The organism is Rhodococcus sp. NPDC059969, from assembly GCF_042738325.1.
Taxonomy (GTDB): domain Bacteria; phylum Actinomycetota; class Actinomycetes; order Mycobacteriales; family Mycobacteriaceae; genus Rhodococcus_F.
This window is the reverse complement of the sequence record NZ_JBHWUF010000008.1, coordinates 159,009-174,858: the sequence shown is the minus strand read 5'-3', so window position 1 is coordinate 174,858 and position 15,850 is coordinate 159,009. Positions and strand designations below refer to the sequence as shown.

The window sequence follows — 15,850 nt, the reverse complement described above, 5'->3', positions numbered from 1 at the left end:
CCCCCGGAAATCCTTCCGCAAGATCATGTGAGCTGCATCACAGTTCGTGTGCTAGCGGCATAGACCGCGTGAAGCGCCGACGCCGTCACCGACTGATGCACCGCAATGCCCCAGCGCCCTTCACCGTTCACCACGCACTCTGCAATGGTGACGGCCGAATTCGCACTCCCGGAAGATTTCGGGTTGCGGGGCAGTGAATGCTGGGTGAGCGAGACGACCTCGACCGCCGAACCCTGTTCGGTCAGGATTTTGCTCAATGCCTCGACCGGCCCGGACGCGCTGGCCGCGGCGGTGACCTCGCGCCCGTCACGATCGATGGCGACGAACAACTGATCACCGTCGGCGGTGTGTTCCAGCGAGTACCGACGCACTCCTCCGTTGTACCCGTACTCGCGCAGCAGCAGGTTCCACAGCTGATCGGCAGTCATTTCGGTGCCCGAGTCGTCGGTCTCGAGTTGCACCCGCGAAGCGAAGTCGATCTGCAGACGCCGGGGGAGTTCGACTCCGTACTCGGTCTGCACCAGATAAGCGATTCCGCCCTTGCCCGACTGGCTGTTCACACGAATCACCGCCTGGTAGTCACGGCCGACGTCGGCGGGGTCGATCGGCAGGTAGGGGACTGCCCATGGCGCCGATCCCGGATCGACGCCGGCGGCCTTCGCGCTCTCGTAGTGATGGGCGAAGCCCTTCTTGATTGCATCCTGGTGGGTGCCGGAGAATGCCGTGTACACGAGATCGCCGCCGTACGGGTGACGCTCGTGGACGGGAATTCTGTTGCAGTACTCCACTGTTCGACGGATTTTGTCGATGTCGGAGAAGTCGATTTCCGGATCGACGCCCTGTGCGTGCAGATTCAGCCCCAGAGTTACCAGGTCGACGTTGCCTGTGCGCTCGCCGTTGCCGAACAGGCACCCCTCGACGCGCTGCGCACCGGCCAGCACTGCCAGTTCGGCGCATGCAACTCCGGTGCCACGGTCGTTGTGCGGGTGGACCGAGAGGATCACCGAATCGCGTCGGGCCAGGTTCTGGTGCATGTATTCGATCTGATCGGCATAGATGTTGGGGGTGGCGATTTCGACTGTGGCAGGCAGGTTGTGAATGACCGGGCGATCGGGACTGGCGTCCCAGAGTTCGGTAAGGCTGTTGCACACCTGCAGGATGTAGTCGGGCTCGGTGAGGTTGAAGACCTCGGGGGAGAACTCGAATCGCCATCCGTCGTGGCCTTCGCCGCCGCGAGCGACATCTTGTGCGGCGCGGAAAATCATGTCGTGCAGCTCTTCTCGCTCCTTGCCGAGAACCACGTTTCGCCACGTCGGCGCCGTCGCCGTGTACATGTGGACGACCGCGTTCGGCAGTCCCTCTATGGATTGGTACGTCCGCTCGATCAAATCCGTACGCGCGGCGGTGAATACGACGATGGTGACGTCGTCGGGAACGAGATCGAAGCGCACCAGGTCTCGAACGAAATCGAAATCGGTCTGGCTCGCGGAGGGGTAGCCGACCTCGATTTCCTTGTAGCCGATCGCCACCATCAGTTCGAACATTCGGCGCTTACGCTCGGGGTCCATCGGTTCCGCGAGGGCTTGGTTGCCGTCGCGCAGATCGACGGGCACCCAGAGGGGTGCCACGGTGGTGCGATTGGACGGCCACGTCCGCTCGAAAGTCGGAATGTCGACGCGGTCCCAGGCTGCGCGATAGCGCTCGGACGGCATGGGGGAGCGCTTCTGGTTGTTCCAGTGGTTGGAGCGGGTTGTACTCATCTTCGGTTTCTCCTGCGGTCGAGTCGAAAGACCGGCATGGCGAAACCCCGCGGAGGGGTGCCGGTCTTTCAGACCCCGCCGCGGCAGTCCAGAAGGAGTGCTCCTGTAGCCATGCGGGCTACACTAGAACGAAATCACTTATCAGACAACCTGAGGAGTTCACGTGTCCCCGATCGTCGAGCGTCGGCTGCTCACCGACCAGGCCGCGGAGCTGCTGCGAGCGCGGATCGTGAACGGTGAATGGGAAGTCGGCGCCAAACTTCCAGGTGAAACCACTCTTGCCGCGCAGTTGGGTATCGGGCGGTCCACTATCAGGGAAGCAGTGCGGACTCTCGCGGGTCTCGGCATGCTCGAATCGCGACAGGGAGCCGGCGTCTTTCTACGGAGTACGACGCCACCGGATCAGTGGCCCCGAGTGCTCGAGGCCGAGGCGATTCTTCACGTCGTCGAGGTGCGAAACGCGGTTGAGATCGAAGCGGCTCGCCTCGCAGCGCAGCGGCGCGATGCCGTCGACGTCGCGGCTCTGAGGCAAGCGTTGGACGGTAGAACTGCTGCCGCCCATTCCGGGGACGAAGCCTTCGTCGACGCTGACATCGCGGTACACCGGGCGGTGGTGGATGCGGCACACAATCCCGTGCTGTCGGAGCTCTTCGAGACTTTTGTGCCCCGTCTGCGGGCCGCGTTGATCGAGTTGATCGCGGTTCTGGATCTGCATCCACACAGCCAGCCCGACGCCGACGAGCATCGAATGTTGGTGGACGCCATCGAAGCCGGCGACGCGGAGACAGCGGTCCGGATCAGCCGGGCACACCTCGACGACATGGCAGCAGCGTTGCGACGCTAGACGCCGGGTTGTTCTCGACGTTCGAATTCGAGGTCCATCTCGAGATCTTCGTGGTGAGTGGCGCGGAACGACACGAGGAAGACGAGCCATCCCACCAGTGCGACGAGAACCAAACTGACTATCCGATAAACGACCACCGCTGCTGCGGCCTGTGCCACGGTAGAACCGGCTATGGTCAGCGCTGTGGCGAGTACGGGTTCGACGGAGCCGAAACCGCCCGGCAAGAGCGGAATACTGCCCACCGCTTTCGCCGCCGTGAATGCGATCAGGAGACCAGCGAACGACGGATCGGCTCCCACTGCCCAACAAGCGAATCCGAGACAGAGCACGTCGGCAGCTCGGTGAATGGCCGACCATCCGAATGCAATCGCGGTGTCGGTGCGGCTCAGTTCTACCGAGTCCAGTTGTTTGAGGATTTCAGACCAACGGTGCATACCGCGCCCGGTCGGGTTTTTGCGGGAACGGTTGTACAGCGCCAGAACTCGGTGCCCGATGCGCTCGATGCTGCCGGGATTCTGGGCTATGTATCGCAAAGCCAGGAACAGCGCTGCCATGCCCACAAGCGAAATCGTCAGCGTCACCGGGCTGACCTTGGTACCGAATGCTATTGCGCCAGCGGCACCGAGGAGTGCCAGAGTGGCAGCGGCGATGACGCCGCACATTGCCAACTGCCACGACGCGACTACCGGCGTCGCACCCCACTTGCGAGTCTGCTTGTACGTGAACGCAGTGGAGAAGACTTGGCCGGCAGGCAACGTCAGCGCCATCGCAGTGCTGGCGTAAATGACCGAAAGGTTCTTGACGTGACCGGCGACCACGCCGGCGGCATTGAGAAGACGTTGTTGAACGGACGCGTATCCACTGAGCGACACTGCCTGAGCCGCCACACAGGCAGCCACCCAACCCCAGTGAATTTCGGTGAGCGCTTGCCAGTACTCGTTGAATCGGGGCCACAGCAAGGCGCCTTCGACTATCAGGAGAGCGATCAGAGCCACCCCGAGCACCCACTTCAGCCACCAGAAGCGCCCTCTGGCCCGACTGGTCTCGGCCACGGGCGAGCGTGGTCGTCTCAGTCGCCGTGGGGTGTTTCCAGGCTGAGCCATCGACTCACCCTAACCAATTTGATCCGGATCGACCTCTGGATACTTTTCGGGCCACGCCAGATGCGTCAGTCGTCGGCGTCCACGCAGTTGAACTTGCTCGCCGAGTTCCCACTCGGCCTGTTCCTCTTCGTCGGCGAAGTACAGCGCGCTCGTCGACGCCAGCACTCGGCTGGGCCGAAGCTTCGCGAGCTCGGTGAGCCGTGACGCTTCGTTGACCGGATCGCCGATCACGGTGTACTCGAAACGTTCGGCAGCACCGATGTTGCCGGCGACCGCAAGACCCGCGCTCACGCCGATCCCGACGTCCAGGCCGGTGATGTCGTTGAGCTTGAACCGCAGCTCGCGAGCCGCAGCGAGGGCTGCCGTCGGAGCGTCGGGTCGATCGAGTGGTGCACCGAAGATGGCGAGCGCCGCATCACCCATGAACTTGTTGACAAAACCGTGGTGACGATCGATGACGTCGACGACCACACGGAAGAACTCGTTGAGCAGCTCGACCACTTCACCCGGCGGGCGCTCGGCCGCGGCGCCGGTGGATCCGACCATGTCGACGAACAGAACTGCCACGAATCGAGTTTCGCCGCCCAGTTCGGTACCGAACTTCAGCGCGCGCCGGGCCACGTCCTCGCCGACGTGCTGACCGAACAGCTCACGCAGCAGACGACGCTCGTCGGACTCTTTCATCATGCGGTTGAAGCCGACCTGCAGCCGGCCGATCTCACTGCCGTCGAACACCTCGACGCGTACGTCGGTAGCGCCGCGCTGCACTCGCTCGATGGCCCGACGCAGTTGGCGGATGGGATCGGAGATCTGAGTAGCCGTCAGCATCGACAGCGCAAACGCCTGCACGATCGCCATGATCGAGATGAGCAGGATCGCCCACGCGAGTGAGTCGGGGGAGAACTCGAGATTCGTCGTGAGCTGCGTCGAGCACAGCAAGATGATGCCTGCGACGGGCATCAGCGTGCCGAGTCCCCAGGTCATCGCCAGCCGGGTGCCGACGCCCGGCGCCATGGTCCGATCGAATTCGCCTTCGCTCAAGGCCTGGGCGGCGACCGGACGCAAGATGCGCTCACCGAGCATGTAGGTGAACCCGAAGGTCGTGGTCGCGGCCATACACACCGTCACGATCACCGCGATCGCGAGTCCGGGCATCTCGGTGATGGTGAGGAACACGAAGATGATTCCGCCCAAGATCCACAGCACCAGGTGGACGATGGCCTGGCGAAGCGGCGCGTGGAGTGCCGCCATCTGCTCGGACCTTGTCGGCGGACCCCCGCGCAGCCGCCAACGGATGACCGACTTCAACATCATGGCCGCTGCAGTGAGACTGACGGCACCCGCGAACGCGAGGTACACGCCGAAGATCGCGAAGTTGCGGACCCGGTCGGCAACAATCGCGTCGGACTCCTGGATCGGCACGCCGTACCGGACGAAGGCGAAGACCAGTACCGCGCCGATCAGGTTGGCCGCGAGCATGGAAAGCATATAGAGGGGCCACCGGCTGCGGATGGTCACCGCTATTGCTCTGTATGAGGCCCGCACAGGGTTCAATTTAGCTGGCAGAGGTCGAAGTGTTGGTACGCGCGTCCGATTATTCGTCCGCTCACCTGTGTCGGCCGGTCCGGTTAGGCTCGCGATGTGAACGCAAACAGGGGGCGTGCGGAGCGAGCTTCGAGGATGAACAAACCCATATCCGCCGACGCTCGGGCAGTGCATCCGGGTGTACGCATAGCGGCGGAATGGTCGTGGCGCCTCATTGTGATCTTCGCTGGACTGTTGGTTCTCGGGTATGTCGTTCTACGTCTCGAAACCGTGCTCATCCCAGTCGGGCTGGCTCTTTTGGCATCGGCTCTGTTGATTCCGGTGGTTGATCGGCTGCAGGTGTGGGGTGTTCCTCGCTCGGCAGCCGTCATCGTCGTGTTACTCGGCTCGATCGGGCTGGTCGCGGGAATCATGACGTTTGTCGTCGAGCAGTTCATCGACGGGTTGCCGCAGCTCACCGACCAGTTCACGGCTAGCGTCACGCAGATTCAGAACTGGCTCACCAGCGGACCGTTGCACTTCAGTGAGGATCAGATCCGCCAAGCGGGTGATTCGGTCGTCAAGTCGGTGCAATCCAATCGTGAGTCCCTGACCAGCGGCGCCTTGACCACGGCGACAGTCATCGGCGAAATCTTCACCGGGGCTCTGCTGACGCTGTTCACTCTCATCTTCTTCCTCTACGGCGGCGACCAGATCTGGCAGTTCGTCACCCGGATCGTTCCCACCGATGCTCGACGTCGCGTGCGGATCGCCGGTTCTGCGGGTTTCGGGTCGCTGATCGGCTACGTGCGCGCCACGGTCGCGGTTGCCGCAGCCGACGCGATCGGTATCGGTGCCGGCCTGGCGATCCTCGGGGTGCCGCTCGCCCTGCCGCTGGCGTCGTTGGTGTTCATCGGCGCGTTCATTCCGATCGTCGGTGCATTTCTGACCGGTTTTCTCGCGGTGCTTGTCGCTCTGGTCACGAAGGGTTTCCTGACGGCACTGATCGTCCTCGCCATCATCATCGGCGTCATGCAGCTCGAAGCGCACGTGATGCAACCGCTGTTGTTGGGTCGCGCTGTTCGCCTGCATCCGCTGGCAGTCGTTCTCGCCATTACAACGGGCATCGTTCTCGCTGGAATCGTCGGCGGGCTCTTGGCTGTTCCGATCGTCGCGGTCCTGAATACCGCTATTCGTTCCCTCCTCGCTGACGACCCGGACATCGCGTACGCCGAACTGCACGTCGAAGACCCGGAGACCCCACTGTTCCCCGCCGAACCCGACGAGCCGCGCGCCGAGCCTCGCATCGTGAACCCCACCCCTCCCGATGACTGAGCCCACCCGCCGTCGCCGGCTGCACTATCAGCCGACCGTCCGCGAGGCGTCGGGCATCGACACCGACCCGGACGCCCCGCTGTGGCGGGCGGCGCAGGCATTTCGGCTCGTCACGCTGGTGTACGCGATCAGCTACCAGTTCGCCTCGGCCTCCGACTACACCAACTCCCGGCTCAGCTGGTTCTTCGTCGCTCTGATGGCCGTGTGGACCGGGGTGTCGGCGCTGCTGCTCGGAACTTCCGGTGCTCTGTTCGGTAAGACGCTGCCGAGGTACCAGGTGGTGATTGCCGATCAGGTGGTCGTCATCTTGCTGATGGCGTCGACGAGGCTGGTCTCCGACCACGAGTGGTATCAGAATCACCAGACGCTCCCCACCACGCTGTGGGCCACCAACGCTGTCATCTCCGCGGCAATTCTCGGCGGGCCGTGGCTCGGTATGGCGTCCGGAGTTGTCATCTCGGCGGCCAGCGCGATCATCCGCGACCAGGTCAACCTGGACCTCTGGCGCGATGCGACCGCTCCCGTGCTCGTATCGGTCGGTCTGGCGTTGGGCTTGGCCACCACCACCGCTCGGCGCTCGCATCGACAACTCGAACAAGCCGTCCGTCTGGCGGCGGCCACCGAAGAGCGCGAACGCTTGGCACGCGAAGTACACGACGGCGTTCTGCAGGTGCTGGCGATGGTGCGCCGGCGAGGAGCGGCACTCGGCGGCGAGGCAGCTGAACTGGCTGCTCTGGCAGGTGAGCAGGAGGTCGCCTTGAGAATGCTGATCTCCGAGCAGGTTTCGGGCGCCGCGGCAGACGTCGGCGGACAGACAGTGGATCTGTGTCCGCTGTTGACCACGCAGGCCAGCACGTCGGTGTCGGTGTCGACGCCCGCGCACCCCGTCGTGATCGAGCGTGATCGAGCCATCGAACTGGCAGCCATCGTCGACAATGCTCTGTCCAATGTCGGGCTGCACGCCGGGCCCGCGGCGAAGGCATACGTATTGCTCGAAGATTTGCCGGGCGAGGTGATCGTCAGCGTCCGCGACGACGGCGTCGGAATCCCCGAGGGTCGCTTGGCGCAGGCCGAAGCCGAAGGCCGCATGGGAGTATCGAAGTCCATTCTCGGTCGAGTGCAGGTGCTCGGCGGCACTGCAGTCCTGCAAACCGGGCCAGGGGAGGGCACCGAATGGGAGATCAACGTTCCGAAGGGGAAGAGTGAGCGTGGCTGACGAACAAGGCGAGAATCCGGTGACGGTGATGGTCGTTGACGATCACCCGATGTGGCGCGACGGTGTCTCTCGGGACCTCGAGGCCGCCGGTTTCACGGTGAGTGCGACGGCGGAGGGTGTCGAGAGTGCACGCCGCCGCGCCGCCGCCGTGCAACCCGCCGTGGTTCTGATGGACATGAACCTGCCGGACGGAAACGGCGCCGACGCCACCACTGCGGTGCTCGAGGTTTCGCCGAAGAGCAAGGTACTCGTGCTTTCGGCCTCCGCCGAGCGTGACGACGTCCTCGACGCGGTCAAAGCCGGAGCGTCGGGCTACCTGGTCAAGAGTGCTTCCGTGGCGGAACTGCTTGAGGCCGTGCGAGCGACCTTCGACGGACAAGCCGTCTTCACACCCGGCCTCGCCGGATTGGTGCTCGGCGAGTACCGCCGGATGTCGACGGCACCGGCCGACGATCGTGCACCAGAGCTGCCTCGGCTCACCGACCGTGAGACTGAAGTGCTCCGTCTTGTCGCCAAGGGGCTGAGCGCAAAACAGATCGCCACGAGGCTCTCGCTCAGCCACCGGACCGTCGAAAACCACGTCCAGGCCACGCTTCGGAAACTTCAATTGGCCAATCGCGTCGAACTCACGCGATACGCAATAGAACAAGGTCTCGAATAACGTTTATCCTGGAAATCATGGAGGCCAGGAATCTACGCGTGTCCGATGCCGAACGAGAGCACGTCGGCGAGCTGCTGCAGAAAGCTGTCGGTCAAGGGATGCTCTCGCTCGGTGAGTTCACCGAGCGCATGGACACGGCCTTGGCCGCGAAGACGCGAGGTGAACTCAACTCGGTACTCACGGATCTTCCGGGCATCACACTGATCTCCGACTACGATCCGCCCGCGTATCCCAATGCGGGTCAGCCGATGTACCAAGGCCAGCCCTATCCGGCGCCGACCTACCAACCCCAGCCGCATCAGCCACCGCCGGTTCACCCGAGCCCGCCCTACCGCGCTCCGGTCGGGGCTCCGGTTGTCGGTGCCTACGGCGCGGCGAATGCTGCCGTGATCCGCGGACGAATGGCGACGGTGACGCGGAACGGCGCATGGATCGTTCCTCCAGCCGTCGTGGTCGACACCAGAATGTCCAGTGTGACCATCGATTTCACGCGAGCAGTGATGCAGACGCAGGTCGTGAACATCTCGATCGACGACTACGCCAGTTCGATCTCACTGATCGTTCCCGAAGAGGCGACGGTTGACATGAACGGTGTCGAGGCAGTCGGGGGAAGCGCGTCCAACAAGGTTCGCTCCGGTCCACAGATGGGGCCGCTGCACCTGGTGGTTCACGGCAAGGTGCGATTCGGCAGTGTCACCGCGAAGCATCCCTTCGGTACCACGATCCGAAAGATGTTCGGCTCCTGACCTTTCAGTGATACGCGCGAGTCAACATCTCGGCGACGCACACGGGCTTGTCACCGTGTTCTCGTTCGAACGTCTGCGTCACCGTGATCTGGACGCCGCCATTGATCGGTTCGACTTTGCTCAACGTCGCCCGCATGCGGACACGAGAGCCCACCGGTAGTGGAGCAGGCAACCTGACCTTGTCGAATCCACAGTTGAGAGCAAACGCAAAACCTTCGAGCGAGAACATCGCGTACGAGAACTTGGGGCCGAGTGAGAGCGTGTAGTTGCCGTGCGCGATGGTTCCGCCGAACGGTGACTCCTTCGCACGATCAACATCGACGTGAATCCACTGATCGTCGCCGGTGACGCGGGCGAACTGGTCGATGGACTCCTGCGTTACCTCGTGCCAGTCGCTGACACCCAACTCTTGGTTCAGGTTGGCGGTGAGGTCTTCTGCTCCGGTGAGTACAAGCATGAATTTTCCTTCGATCGGTAGGTGCTGACAGTCGGTCAGTGACTTTCGATGCCGAATCCCACACCGTGTGTCTGTGCGATCTCGGCGGTGGCCACGAGATCGAATTCGATCCCGAAATCTGCTTCTACCCGCGCTGCAACCGATTCCGCTGCGGCACCTGCTTCGGCCAGTAGCTTCGGCATCAGTTCGAACAGGTCTTCCATCCCTCCTGGTGTGATGATTTCGAGAATCCGGGCTGGAATGTCGTCGGGATTCCACACGGCGTGCCACTGGCCACGTGGTTTGAAGATCATGGCGCCGGTCTCCGCGTAGACGACCTCGTCTCCGACCATCGCTGCGACGCGGCCACTTTGAACCACCGTGTACTCGTCTTCCCGGTTGTGGCGATGGACCGGCGAGGTCATCGAATGCGGAGCGATGCGGTGTTGGACAAGCGAGAATCCTCCCTCGGTCTGTTTGCTTCGAACCATCATCCGGACGCCGGTGGCCGAGAGAGTCGCGGCGAGATCTTCGTCCGGTCCGAGGACGGTCGGCGTGGTGCGGTTTGTGGGATTCGGGGACATCGATTCGATCCTTTGCCATCGTGAGCGTCGTTGGCCGCGCTCCGGTTTGTCGATTTCCGAATCATGTACCAATCGGTCTAGTGATGCAAGGTTTTGGTAGTTTATGCACTTCAAGTGTTGGCGATATGTGTACTGATCGGTATATTGAACTTATGTCTACGAGGGATTTGTTGGTCGATGCCGCTGCCGATTTGCTGCAGCGGAAGGGCTACGCGGGAACGGGTGTGTCGGAAGTTCTCTCGGCTAGTGCGACTACCAAAGGTTCCTTGTACTTTCACTTTCCGGGCGGCAAGGAAGAACTCGCAGGCGAGGCTCTGAGGCGTCGCGGTGAGGCAATGGCCGATTTCATCCGGCATCTGCTGGAGAGCTCACCCGATGCCGCCACCGCGATCTCGGCATTCGCCGCCGCGCTGGCTGCTCGGTTGTCGGATTCGGACTACGAACGTGGATGTGCTCTGGCTACGGCAACGCTGGATGCCGCAACCGAATCCGACGTCATCCGTGGTGCTTGCGCGGACGGTTACAACTCCTGGCTTGCTCTGTTGGCTCAGCGCCTCGAAGCCGACGGCTGGTCCCGCGAGGACGCAGAGTCCGAGGCCATTCTCGCTCTGTCCGCACTCGAGGGTGCGCTGGTGCTCGCTCGAGCGCGTCAGGATCCCGCTCCGCTTCACACTTCGGGTCGGCTTCTGTCCGAACGATTGCGGAACGCAGCAGCTCGGCGATAGTGCCCTGTCAGTCGAAGGTGCTGTCAGTCGAATACGAGAAGTCCCCACGCTGATCGGGTAGTACTACTCATCTAATCTGTTCGGCTGAGCAGCAAGCTCATATTCATGACTACACCGAGCTCTCCCGCCGTCGATCCGCGACTGGTGACAGCCCTCTCGGCCGAGTGCGACAGCATCGGCCGGCAACTGCGTCACATGGGCCAGAACCTGTCGATTCTGCAGACTCAGCTGGCCTCGACCGCCGTGCCGGCGCCCGCGCCGGTAGTTCCGGCTCCGGTAGCTTCTGTTCCCGTAGTTCAGGTAGCCCCGGTTCAGCCGATGCAGCAGGTCCGCCCTCAGCGGAGCGTGCCCTCGTGGCAGCCGCCGACATATCCGGTTGCCGCACCTCGCCAGCCCTGGTGGCAACGCGACGGCGTCATCAGTCGACTCCTGGCCGCGGCAGGTGTTGCCGTCACACTGATCGGAGTCGTGATGCTGCTGGTACTTGCAGCGCAGGCCGGATTCTTCGGACCGCCGCTGCGGGTGCTCGGTGGCGCACTCCTTTCCGGCGCCTTGGTATTTGCCGGGGTGCGGGTGCACGGACGCCCAGGGGGCAAGGTGGGGGCAATTGCCCTGGCTGCCACCGGTTTCGCAGGGATGTACCTCGACGTCGTCGCAGCGTCCGTTCTCTACGGTTGGGTGGCGACGCCGCTCGCGGTGGTGATTGCCTTCGGAATTGCCGCCGCCGGCGTTGCCCTCGCCGTCAAATGGGATTCCGAATCACTGGCGCTCATGATCGTTCTCGGCGCAGCGGTGCTCGCTCCCGTACTGACGTCGGGAATATCGTTGACCCTCATCGGTTTCCTGTTCGCGATCCAATCGGCGACGTTCTCCGCCCAGCTCGGTCGTGACTGGAAGTACCTGGGTATGGCGCGCACCGTACCGGTGGTTCTCGCACTGCTAATCGCGATCGCGTCGGAGTCCATCTTCAACGAATCCGGTAACAGTGCAGTGCAATTGGTGATCAGTGCCAGCGTGGTTGCAATCGTGGGCGCCGGCTGCGCGATGGCTATGCAGTGGACGGGTTGGCCCTCGCGCGGCGGAGTTGCAGGGGCGTGGTCCACCGCTACCTTTGTTGTCTCGACCCTTCCGCTGATGAGCGTCGGAGCCGTGCTCGGGCGCACCGAATCCGCAGTGCTGTACGGAATTACTGCGGCACTACTTCTTTCCGCCGGAGCGGCGGCCAAGCCTTTGCCGACGCAACTGCGATTCGGGCTGGGCGCAACCGGCGCCCTCGCATTGTTGCTCTGCTGCCTCTCCGGGGCGACGGAATCTCTGGTCGTGCCGCTGATCCTCACGGTCGGCATGATCTTCCTCGGAGTCTCGCTGTATGCAGGTTCGCGCTTCGTCTTCGCCCTCGGAACCGCCTTTGTGGCAATCGGATCGATCGGATACCTCACGACGGTTCCGCCGGAGGCGTTGACGACCGCTCGCGCCGCTTCCATGCAACTTGGTGCGATCACGGCGCTCTCGAGCCTGACGGCGATAGGCGCCCTGGCGATGCTGGTGTGGGGGATTCACCGACTGAAGTTGATCGCCGATTCAAACGCAGCGGTCTTGTGGGCAGTCGCAGGGTTCGGTGTCCTCTACGCGGTGACGTGCGCGCTCGTCTCGTCCGGCGTCGAAATCTTCGACAGTGCAACCGGATTCGTCGTCGGGCACAGCGTCGCAACCATCGTCTGGATGCTTGCCGCCACGTCAGCCCTGGTGCTCGGATTGAACAACCGCCAGCACGCTCGCGTCTTGCTCGGAGCCGGGCTTGCTCTCACCAGTGCGGCAGTGGCAAAGCTGTTCCTCTTCGACCTGGCCACACTCAGTGGGCTGGTGCGCAGCGTCGCCTTCCTGGTGGTCGGCTTGCTGCTCCTGCTGGTCGGGACACGTTATGCACGAGCCTTTGCCAAGCAGGAGCAGGAGCAGGTCAGCTTCGCTTCTGGCGAGCGATGAGTTCGCTCACGCTGATGGCGCCGGCGTCGTCAGGCCGGTGCCTGCCGGTGGCGTTGTCGTCGCCGTCGGGGGTGGCGTCCGAAACTCGGGGCTCGGTGGTAGGCGAAGGCGCATCCGTGAAAACCCCGTTGCGACGCTCCGGAGCGGTCGGTGGAGGCGGCGACTGGGGGGTCGCCTCCACCGAGGTCGGGGCTGAGCCGTTGGTTACGGAACCGTTTGTTGCAGAGCCGGTGGCAGCACCGTTTGCAGAGCCGTTCCGGCTCGAGCCGTTGGTGCCTGAAGCGCTGCTGGCGGCACCGTTGGTCGCCGAACCGTTTGTACGCGAAGGCGTCCGCACCACCGGCAGCGGCCGTGAGGCCGGGGGAGTCTGTTCCCGGGCCCGCAAGTCCGACAACCAGCTTTCGATGGGACGCTCGGCCGGCGCAGCGGGCGCGGGGTTCCTGCGCTTGTCGGTGGCGTTCGGTTGCGGTCGGTACGAGGGATTGGGGACCGGTGCCTCGATCAAGTTCTGGGGCGCGCTTGCTGCACTCCCGATATCGAGACGACGTCGCGGTGCTGGCTTCTCCGCGGCGGGAGCCTCCGTGTTCGGTGCCTTGATCGCCATTTCGCTGAGCGGAATGGGCTCGGTGAGTGGATCGGGAACACGAGGTCCGCTGTCCGGCTGTACAGCCGGGGCAGGCGGCGGCATGACCCGAGAGGCCGCTTCGATCTTGCGCGGTTGACCCGGTCCGGCGATCGCACCGACAGGCGCGATCTGCGGGACGTTCGCGAGTACCAGCTCGTTGTCGAGGATCGGCTCACCCAGCCCGATCTTCTGCTGGATCCGCTTCATCCAGGCCGGAGCCCACCAGCAGTCGTCGCCGAGCAGTTTCATGGTCGCGGGGACCAGGAACATTCGGATCAGCGTCGCGTCGATGATCAGCGCGGAGATCATGCCGTAGGAGATGTATTTCATCATCACCAGATCGGACAGGCCGAAGGCGCCGGTGACCACGATCAGGATCAGTGCGGCAGCGGTGATGATTCGGCCGGTATGTGCCGTGCCGATTCGGATGGATTCGGTGGTACTCGCGCCCTGCGCTCGCGCTTCGACCATGCGGGAGAGCAGGAACACTTCGTAGTCGGTCGACAGGCCGTAGACGATCGCGATGATCAACACCAGGACTGGAGACATGATCGGTCCCGGTGTGAAGTTCAACAGACCGGAACCGTGCCCGTCGATGAAGATCCAGGTCAGGATTCCGAGCGTCGAACCCAGTCCGAGCGCGCTCATCAACGCAGCCTTGATCGGCAGGACGAGCGAACCGAACGTCAAGAACATCAGCAGAGTCGTCAGCAGGATGACGGATACGACCATCAGTGGCAGACGATCGAGCAATGCGTCGACGCTGTCCTGCTCGATGGCCGGAGTGCCGCCGACCAGCACAGTTGTGCCCTCGGGCCAATCCGCGGACCGCAGATAGTCGATGGTGGGACGCGCCTCGTTGCGCTCGGTCAGACCGGCTTTGAGGACGTTGACACCGTCCTTGGTCGCAACCTCGGGGGTGAACTTCTCGACCAGACCCGGCGCAGCATTTGCGGTCTTGGAAATCTGACCGAGAGTGGTGTTGTCGGCTCCCTCGATGACGAGTCGAACGGGCTCGGTCCGATTGCCAGGGAAGAGTTCGTCGAACTGCGCCTGCGCGACACGAGTGGGGCTGTCGGGGGGCAGGTACGTCTCGTTGATACCGCCGAACTTGATGCCCGTCAGCGGAATGATCATCAGCAGCAGAGCCGCGACGATCGGGACCGCGACCTTGAGCGGATGCTGCATGACCCAGCGGGTCAGCTTGCCCCAGAAACCGTTCTCGATTTCCTCGTTGGTCTTGGTCTGGCGCAGCTTCTTGAAGGTCAGCGCGTCGATCCGCTTGCCGAGAATGCCGAGAATCGCGGGAAGAATCGTGATGGACGAGATCGCGGCAAGCATGACGGCAGCAATGGCGCCGTAAGCCACCGATTTGAGGAAGCCTTGCGGGAACAACAGCAGACCGCCGAGGCTGACGGCAACCATGGTCGCCGAGAACATGACCGTTCTACCCGCCGTCATGACCGTTCGGCGTACAGCGGTCGGGGTGTCGTACCCCTCGGCTATCTCTTCTCGGAAACGGCTGACGATGAACAGTCCGTAGTCGATCGCGAGACCCAGGCCGACCAGAGAGACCACGGGCGCAACAAACGCGTTGACCTCGGTGAAGTTGGTGATCAGTCGAATGATGCCGTTGGCGCCGATGACGGTCAGACCGCCGACGATCAACGGGAGGGCAGCAGCGACGACGCCACCGAAGACGAAGAACAGCAGGACACCGACAGCAGGAATCGCGAGCATTTCCATGCGCTTGATGTCGTTGGCCATCGTGTCGTTGAGCGAATTCGCGACAGGTTGCAGGCCGGCGAGTTGCACGTCGACGCCGTCGATGTAGAACTGCGACTCGACGTCGCGGAAGTTGTTGGACACCGCGGTGTCGTTGTCTCCGGCGATCGCGATGCTGGTGACCGCGTGTTGCTTGGGCTTGTCCGCCAGGGCCGCCACCGAGAGACCGTTGTCGACCTTGAAGTACGAGCCGTTGATCTTCATGATCTGGTCGGGGTTGTCGGCGACGAGTCGCTGCAGATTGTCGATGACCTTCGCTTGGAACTCGGGGTCGTCGACGGTCTTGCCCTCCGGCGCCGTGTACAGCGCCAGAACGTCACCCGTCGTGCTGCGTCCGAACGTGCCGTCAGCGAGTTTTGCAGCCTCTACCGATTCCGACCCCGGATCGTCCCAGCCGCTCTGGCTGAGATGATCCTGCAGGCTCAGGCCGTACGCAGCGAGCCCGAGGAGCCCCGCCACCATGACAGCGATGACGGTGAAGCGGGCTCGATAGACGATGCTTCCCCAGCTGGCGAACACTGAT

13 protein-coding genes are annotated in these 15,850 nt (G+C 63.2%); 7 read left to right on the top strand and 6 right to left on the bottom strand.

Annotation, left to right across the window (positions count from 1 at the left end; all coding sequences use genetic code 11):
* Positions 1-23: 23 nt before the first annotated feature.
* Positions 24-1,760, bottom strand: coding sequence for a 2-isopropylmalate synthase (locus ACFWAD_RS21755; RefSeq protein ID WP_378547606.1), 1,737 nt, complete (start codon positions 1,758-1,760; stop codon positions 24-26).
* 163 nt (positions 1,761-1,923) lie between these two features.
* Here ACFWAD_RS21755 and ACFWAD_RS21750 point away from each other — a divergent pair, with 163 nt between their 5' ends.
* Positions 1,924-2,604 carry a FadR/GntR family transcriptional regulator gene (locus tag ACFWAD_RS21750; RefSeq protein WP_378547603.1) on the top strand — a complete coding sequence of 227 codons (681 nt, stop codon included), beginning with the start codon at positions 1,924-1,926 and terminating at the stop codon, positions 2,602-2,604.
* Here ACFWAD_RS21750 and ACFWAD_RS21745 read toward each other — a convergent pair.
* The gene (locus ACFWAD_RS21745) at positions 2,601-3,707 is read right to left on the bottom strand and encodes a YbhN family protein (protein ID WP_378547600.1); all 1,107 of its coding nucleotides are present in this window, start codon (positions 3,705-3,707) and stop codon (positions 2,601-2,603) included. The two genes, ACFWAD_RS21750 and ACFWAD_RS21745, sit on opposite strands and share 4 nt — an antisense overlap.
* A 9-nt stretch (positions 3,708-3,716) precedes the next feature.
* Positions 3,717-5,195, bottom strand: a complete 1,479-nt coding sequence (locus ACFWAD_RS21740) for an adenylate/guanylate cyclase domain-containing protein (protein WP_021343017.1) — start codon at positions 5,193-5,195, stop codon at positions 3,717-3,719.
* A gap of 192 nt (positions 5,196-5,387) precedes the next feature.
* Between ACFWAD_RS21740 and ACFWAD_RS21735 the strand changes: the two genes are divergently transcribed.
* The 4 genes from ACFWAD_RS21735 to ACFWAD_RS21720 are packed head-to-tail and all read left to right on the top strand — an operon-like array spanning position 5,388 to position 9,189.
* Positions 5,388-6,566: an AI-2E family transporter gene (locus ACFWAD_RS21735; RefSeq protein ID WP_378547597.1), complete on the top strand. Its 1,179-nt coding sequence runs from the start codon at positions 5,388-5,390 to the stop codon at positions 6,564-6,566.
* Positions 6,559-7,782 carry a MacS family sensor histidine kinase gene (macS, locus tag ACFWAD_RS21730; protein ID WP_378547594.1) on the top strand — a complete coding sequence of 408 codons (1,224 nt, stop codon included), beginning with the start codon at positions 6,559-6,561 and terminating at the stop codon, positions 7,780-7,782. The genes ACFWAD_RS21735 and macS overlap by 8 nt, the downstream gene beginning before the upstream one ends.
* 28 nt (positions 7,783-7,810) lie before the next feature.
* Complete coding sequence (locus tag ACFWAD_RS21725) at positions 7,811-8,443, top strand: response regulator transcription factor (protein ID WP_047269712.1); 633 nt, start codon at positions 7,811-7,813, stop codon at positions 8,441-8,443.
* A 17-nt stretch (positions 8,444-8,460) separates the two neighbouring features.
* Positions 8,461-9,189: a DUF1707 domain-containing protein gene (locus ACFWAD_RS21720; protein WP_378448809.1), complete on the top strand. Its 729-nt coding sequence runs from the start codon at positions 8,461-8,463 to the stop codon at positions 9,187-9,189.
* A 4-nt stretch (positions 9,190-9,193) separates the two neighbouring features.
* Here ACFWAD_RS21720 and ACFWAD_RS21715 read toward each other — a convergent pair whose 3' ends face one another.
* Positions 9,194-9,646, bottom strand: a complete 453-nt coding sequence (locus ACFWAD_RS21715) for a MaoC family dehydratase (protein ID WP_378547591.1) — start codon at positions 9,644-9,646, stop codon at positions 9,194-9,196.
* Positions 9,647-9,681: 35 nt separating this feature from the next.
* Complete coding sequence (locus ACFWAD_RS21710) at positions 9,682-10,209, bottom strand: cupin domain-containing protein (protein ID WP_378547588.1); 528 nt, start codon at positions 10,207-10,209, stop codon at positions 9,682-9,684.
* A 152-nt stretch (positions 10,210-10,361) separates the two neighbouring features.
* On the opposite strand from ACFWAD_RS21710, the gene ACFWAD_RS21705 reads away from it, so the two are divergent.
* Together ACFWAD_RS21705 and ACFWAD_RS21700 are read left to right on the top strand one after the other, a co-directional pair.
* Entirely contained in the window at positions 10,362-10,934 is a 573-nt protein-coding gene (locus ACFWAD_RS21705; protein WP_378535436.1) for a TetR family transcriptional regulator, read from the top strand.
* 105 nt (positions 10,935-11,039) lie between these two features.
* A complete protein-coding gene (locus tag ACFWAD_RS21700) occupies positions 11,040-12,917 on the top strand; it encodes a DUF2339 domain-containing protein (protein ID WP_378547585.1) in 1,878 nt (625 codons plus the stop codon).
* On the opposite strand, the gene ACFWAD_RS21695 is transcribed toward ACFWAD_RS21700, so the two are convergent.
* Entirely contained in the window at positions 12,892-15,846 is a 2,955-nt protein-coding gene (locus ACFWAD_RS21695) for an MMPL family transporter (RefSeq protein ID WP_378547581.1), read from the bottom strand. The two genes, ACFWAD_RS21700 and ACFWAD_RS21695, sit on opposite strands and share 26 nt — an antisense overlap.
* Positions 15,847-15,850 lie beyond the last annotated feature (4 nt).

Excerpts from the sequence above, each read along its gene's own strand:
- ACFWAD_RS21700 (WP_378547585.1), top strand. The coding sequence starts at position 11,040 with ATGACTACACCGAGCTCTCCCGCCGTCGATCCGCGACTGGTGACAGCC.
- ACFWAD_RS21745 (WP_378547600.1), bottom strand. The coding sequence starts at position 3,707 with ATGGCTCAGCCTGGAAACACCCCACGGCGACTGAGACGACCACGCTCG.
- ACFWAD_RS21710 (WP_378547588.1), bottom strand. The coding sequence starts at position 10,209 with ATGTCCCCGAATCCCACAAACCGCACCACGCCGACCGTCCTCGGACCG.
- ACFWAD_RS21740 (WP_021343017.1), bottom strand. The coding sequence starts at position 5,195 with ATGCTTTCCATGCTCGCGGCCAACCTGATCGGCGCGGTACTGGTCTTC.
- ACFWAD_RS21755 (WP_378547606.1), bottom strand. The coding sequence starts at position 1,760 with ATGAGTACAACCCGCTCCAACCACTGGAACAACCAGAAGCGCTCCCCC.
- ACFWAD_RS21725 (WP_047269712.1), top strand. The coding sequence starts at position 7,811 with ATGGTCGTTGACGATCACCCGATGTGGCGCGACGGTGTCTCTCGGGAC.
- ACFWAD_RS21715 (WP_378547591.1), bottom strand. The coding sequence starts at position 9,646 with ATGCTTGTACTCACCGGAGCAGAAGACCTCACCGCCAACCTGAACCAA.
- ACFWAD_RS21720 (WP_378448809.1), top strand. The coding sequence starts at position 8,461 with ATGGAGGCCAGGAATCTACGCGTGTCCGATGCCGAACGAGAGCACGTC.
- ACFWAD_RS21705 (WP_378535436.1), top strand. The coding sequence starts at position 10,362 with ATGTCTACGAGGGATTTGTTGGTCGATGCCGCTGCCGATTTGCTGCAG.
- ACFWAD_RS21735 (WP_378547597.1), top strand. The coding sequence starts at position 5,388 with ATGAACAAACCCATATCCGCCGACGCTCGGGCAGTGCATCCGGGTGTA.
- macS (WP_378547594.1), top strand. The coding sequence starts at position 6,559 with ATGACTGAGCCCACCCGCCGTCGCCGGCTGCACTATCAGCCGACCGTC.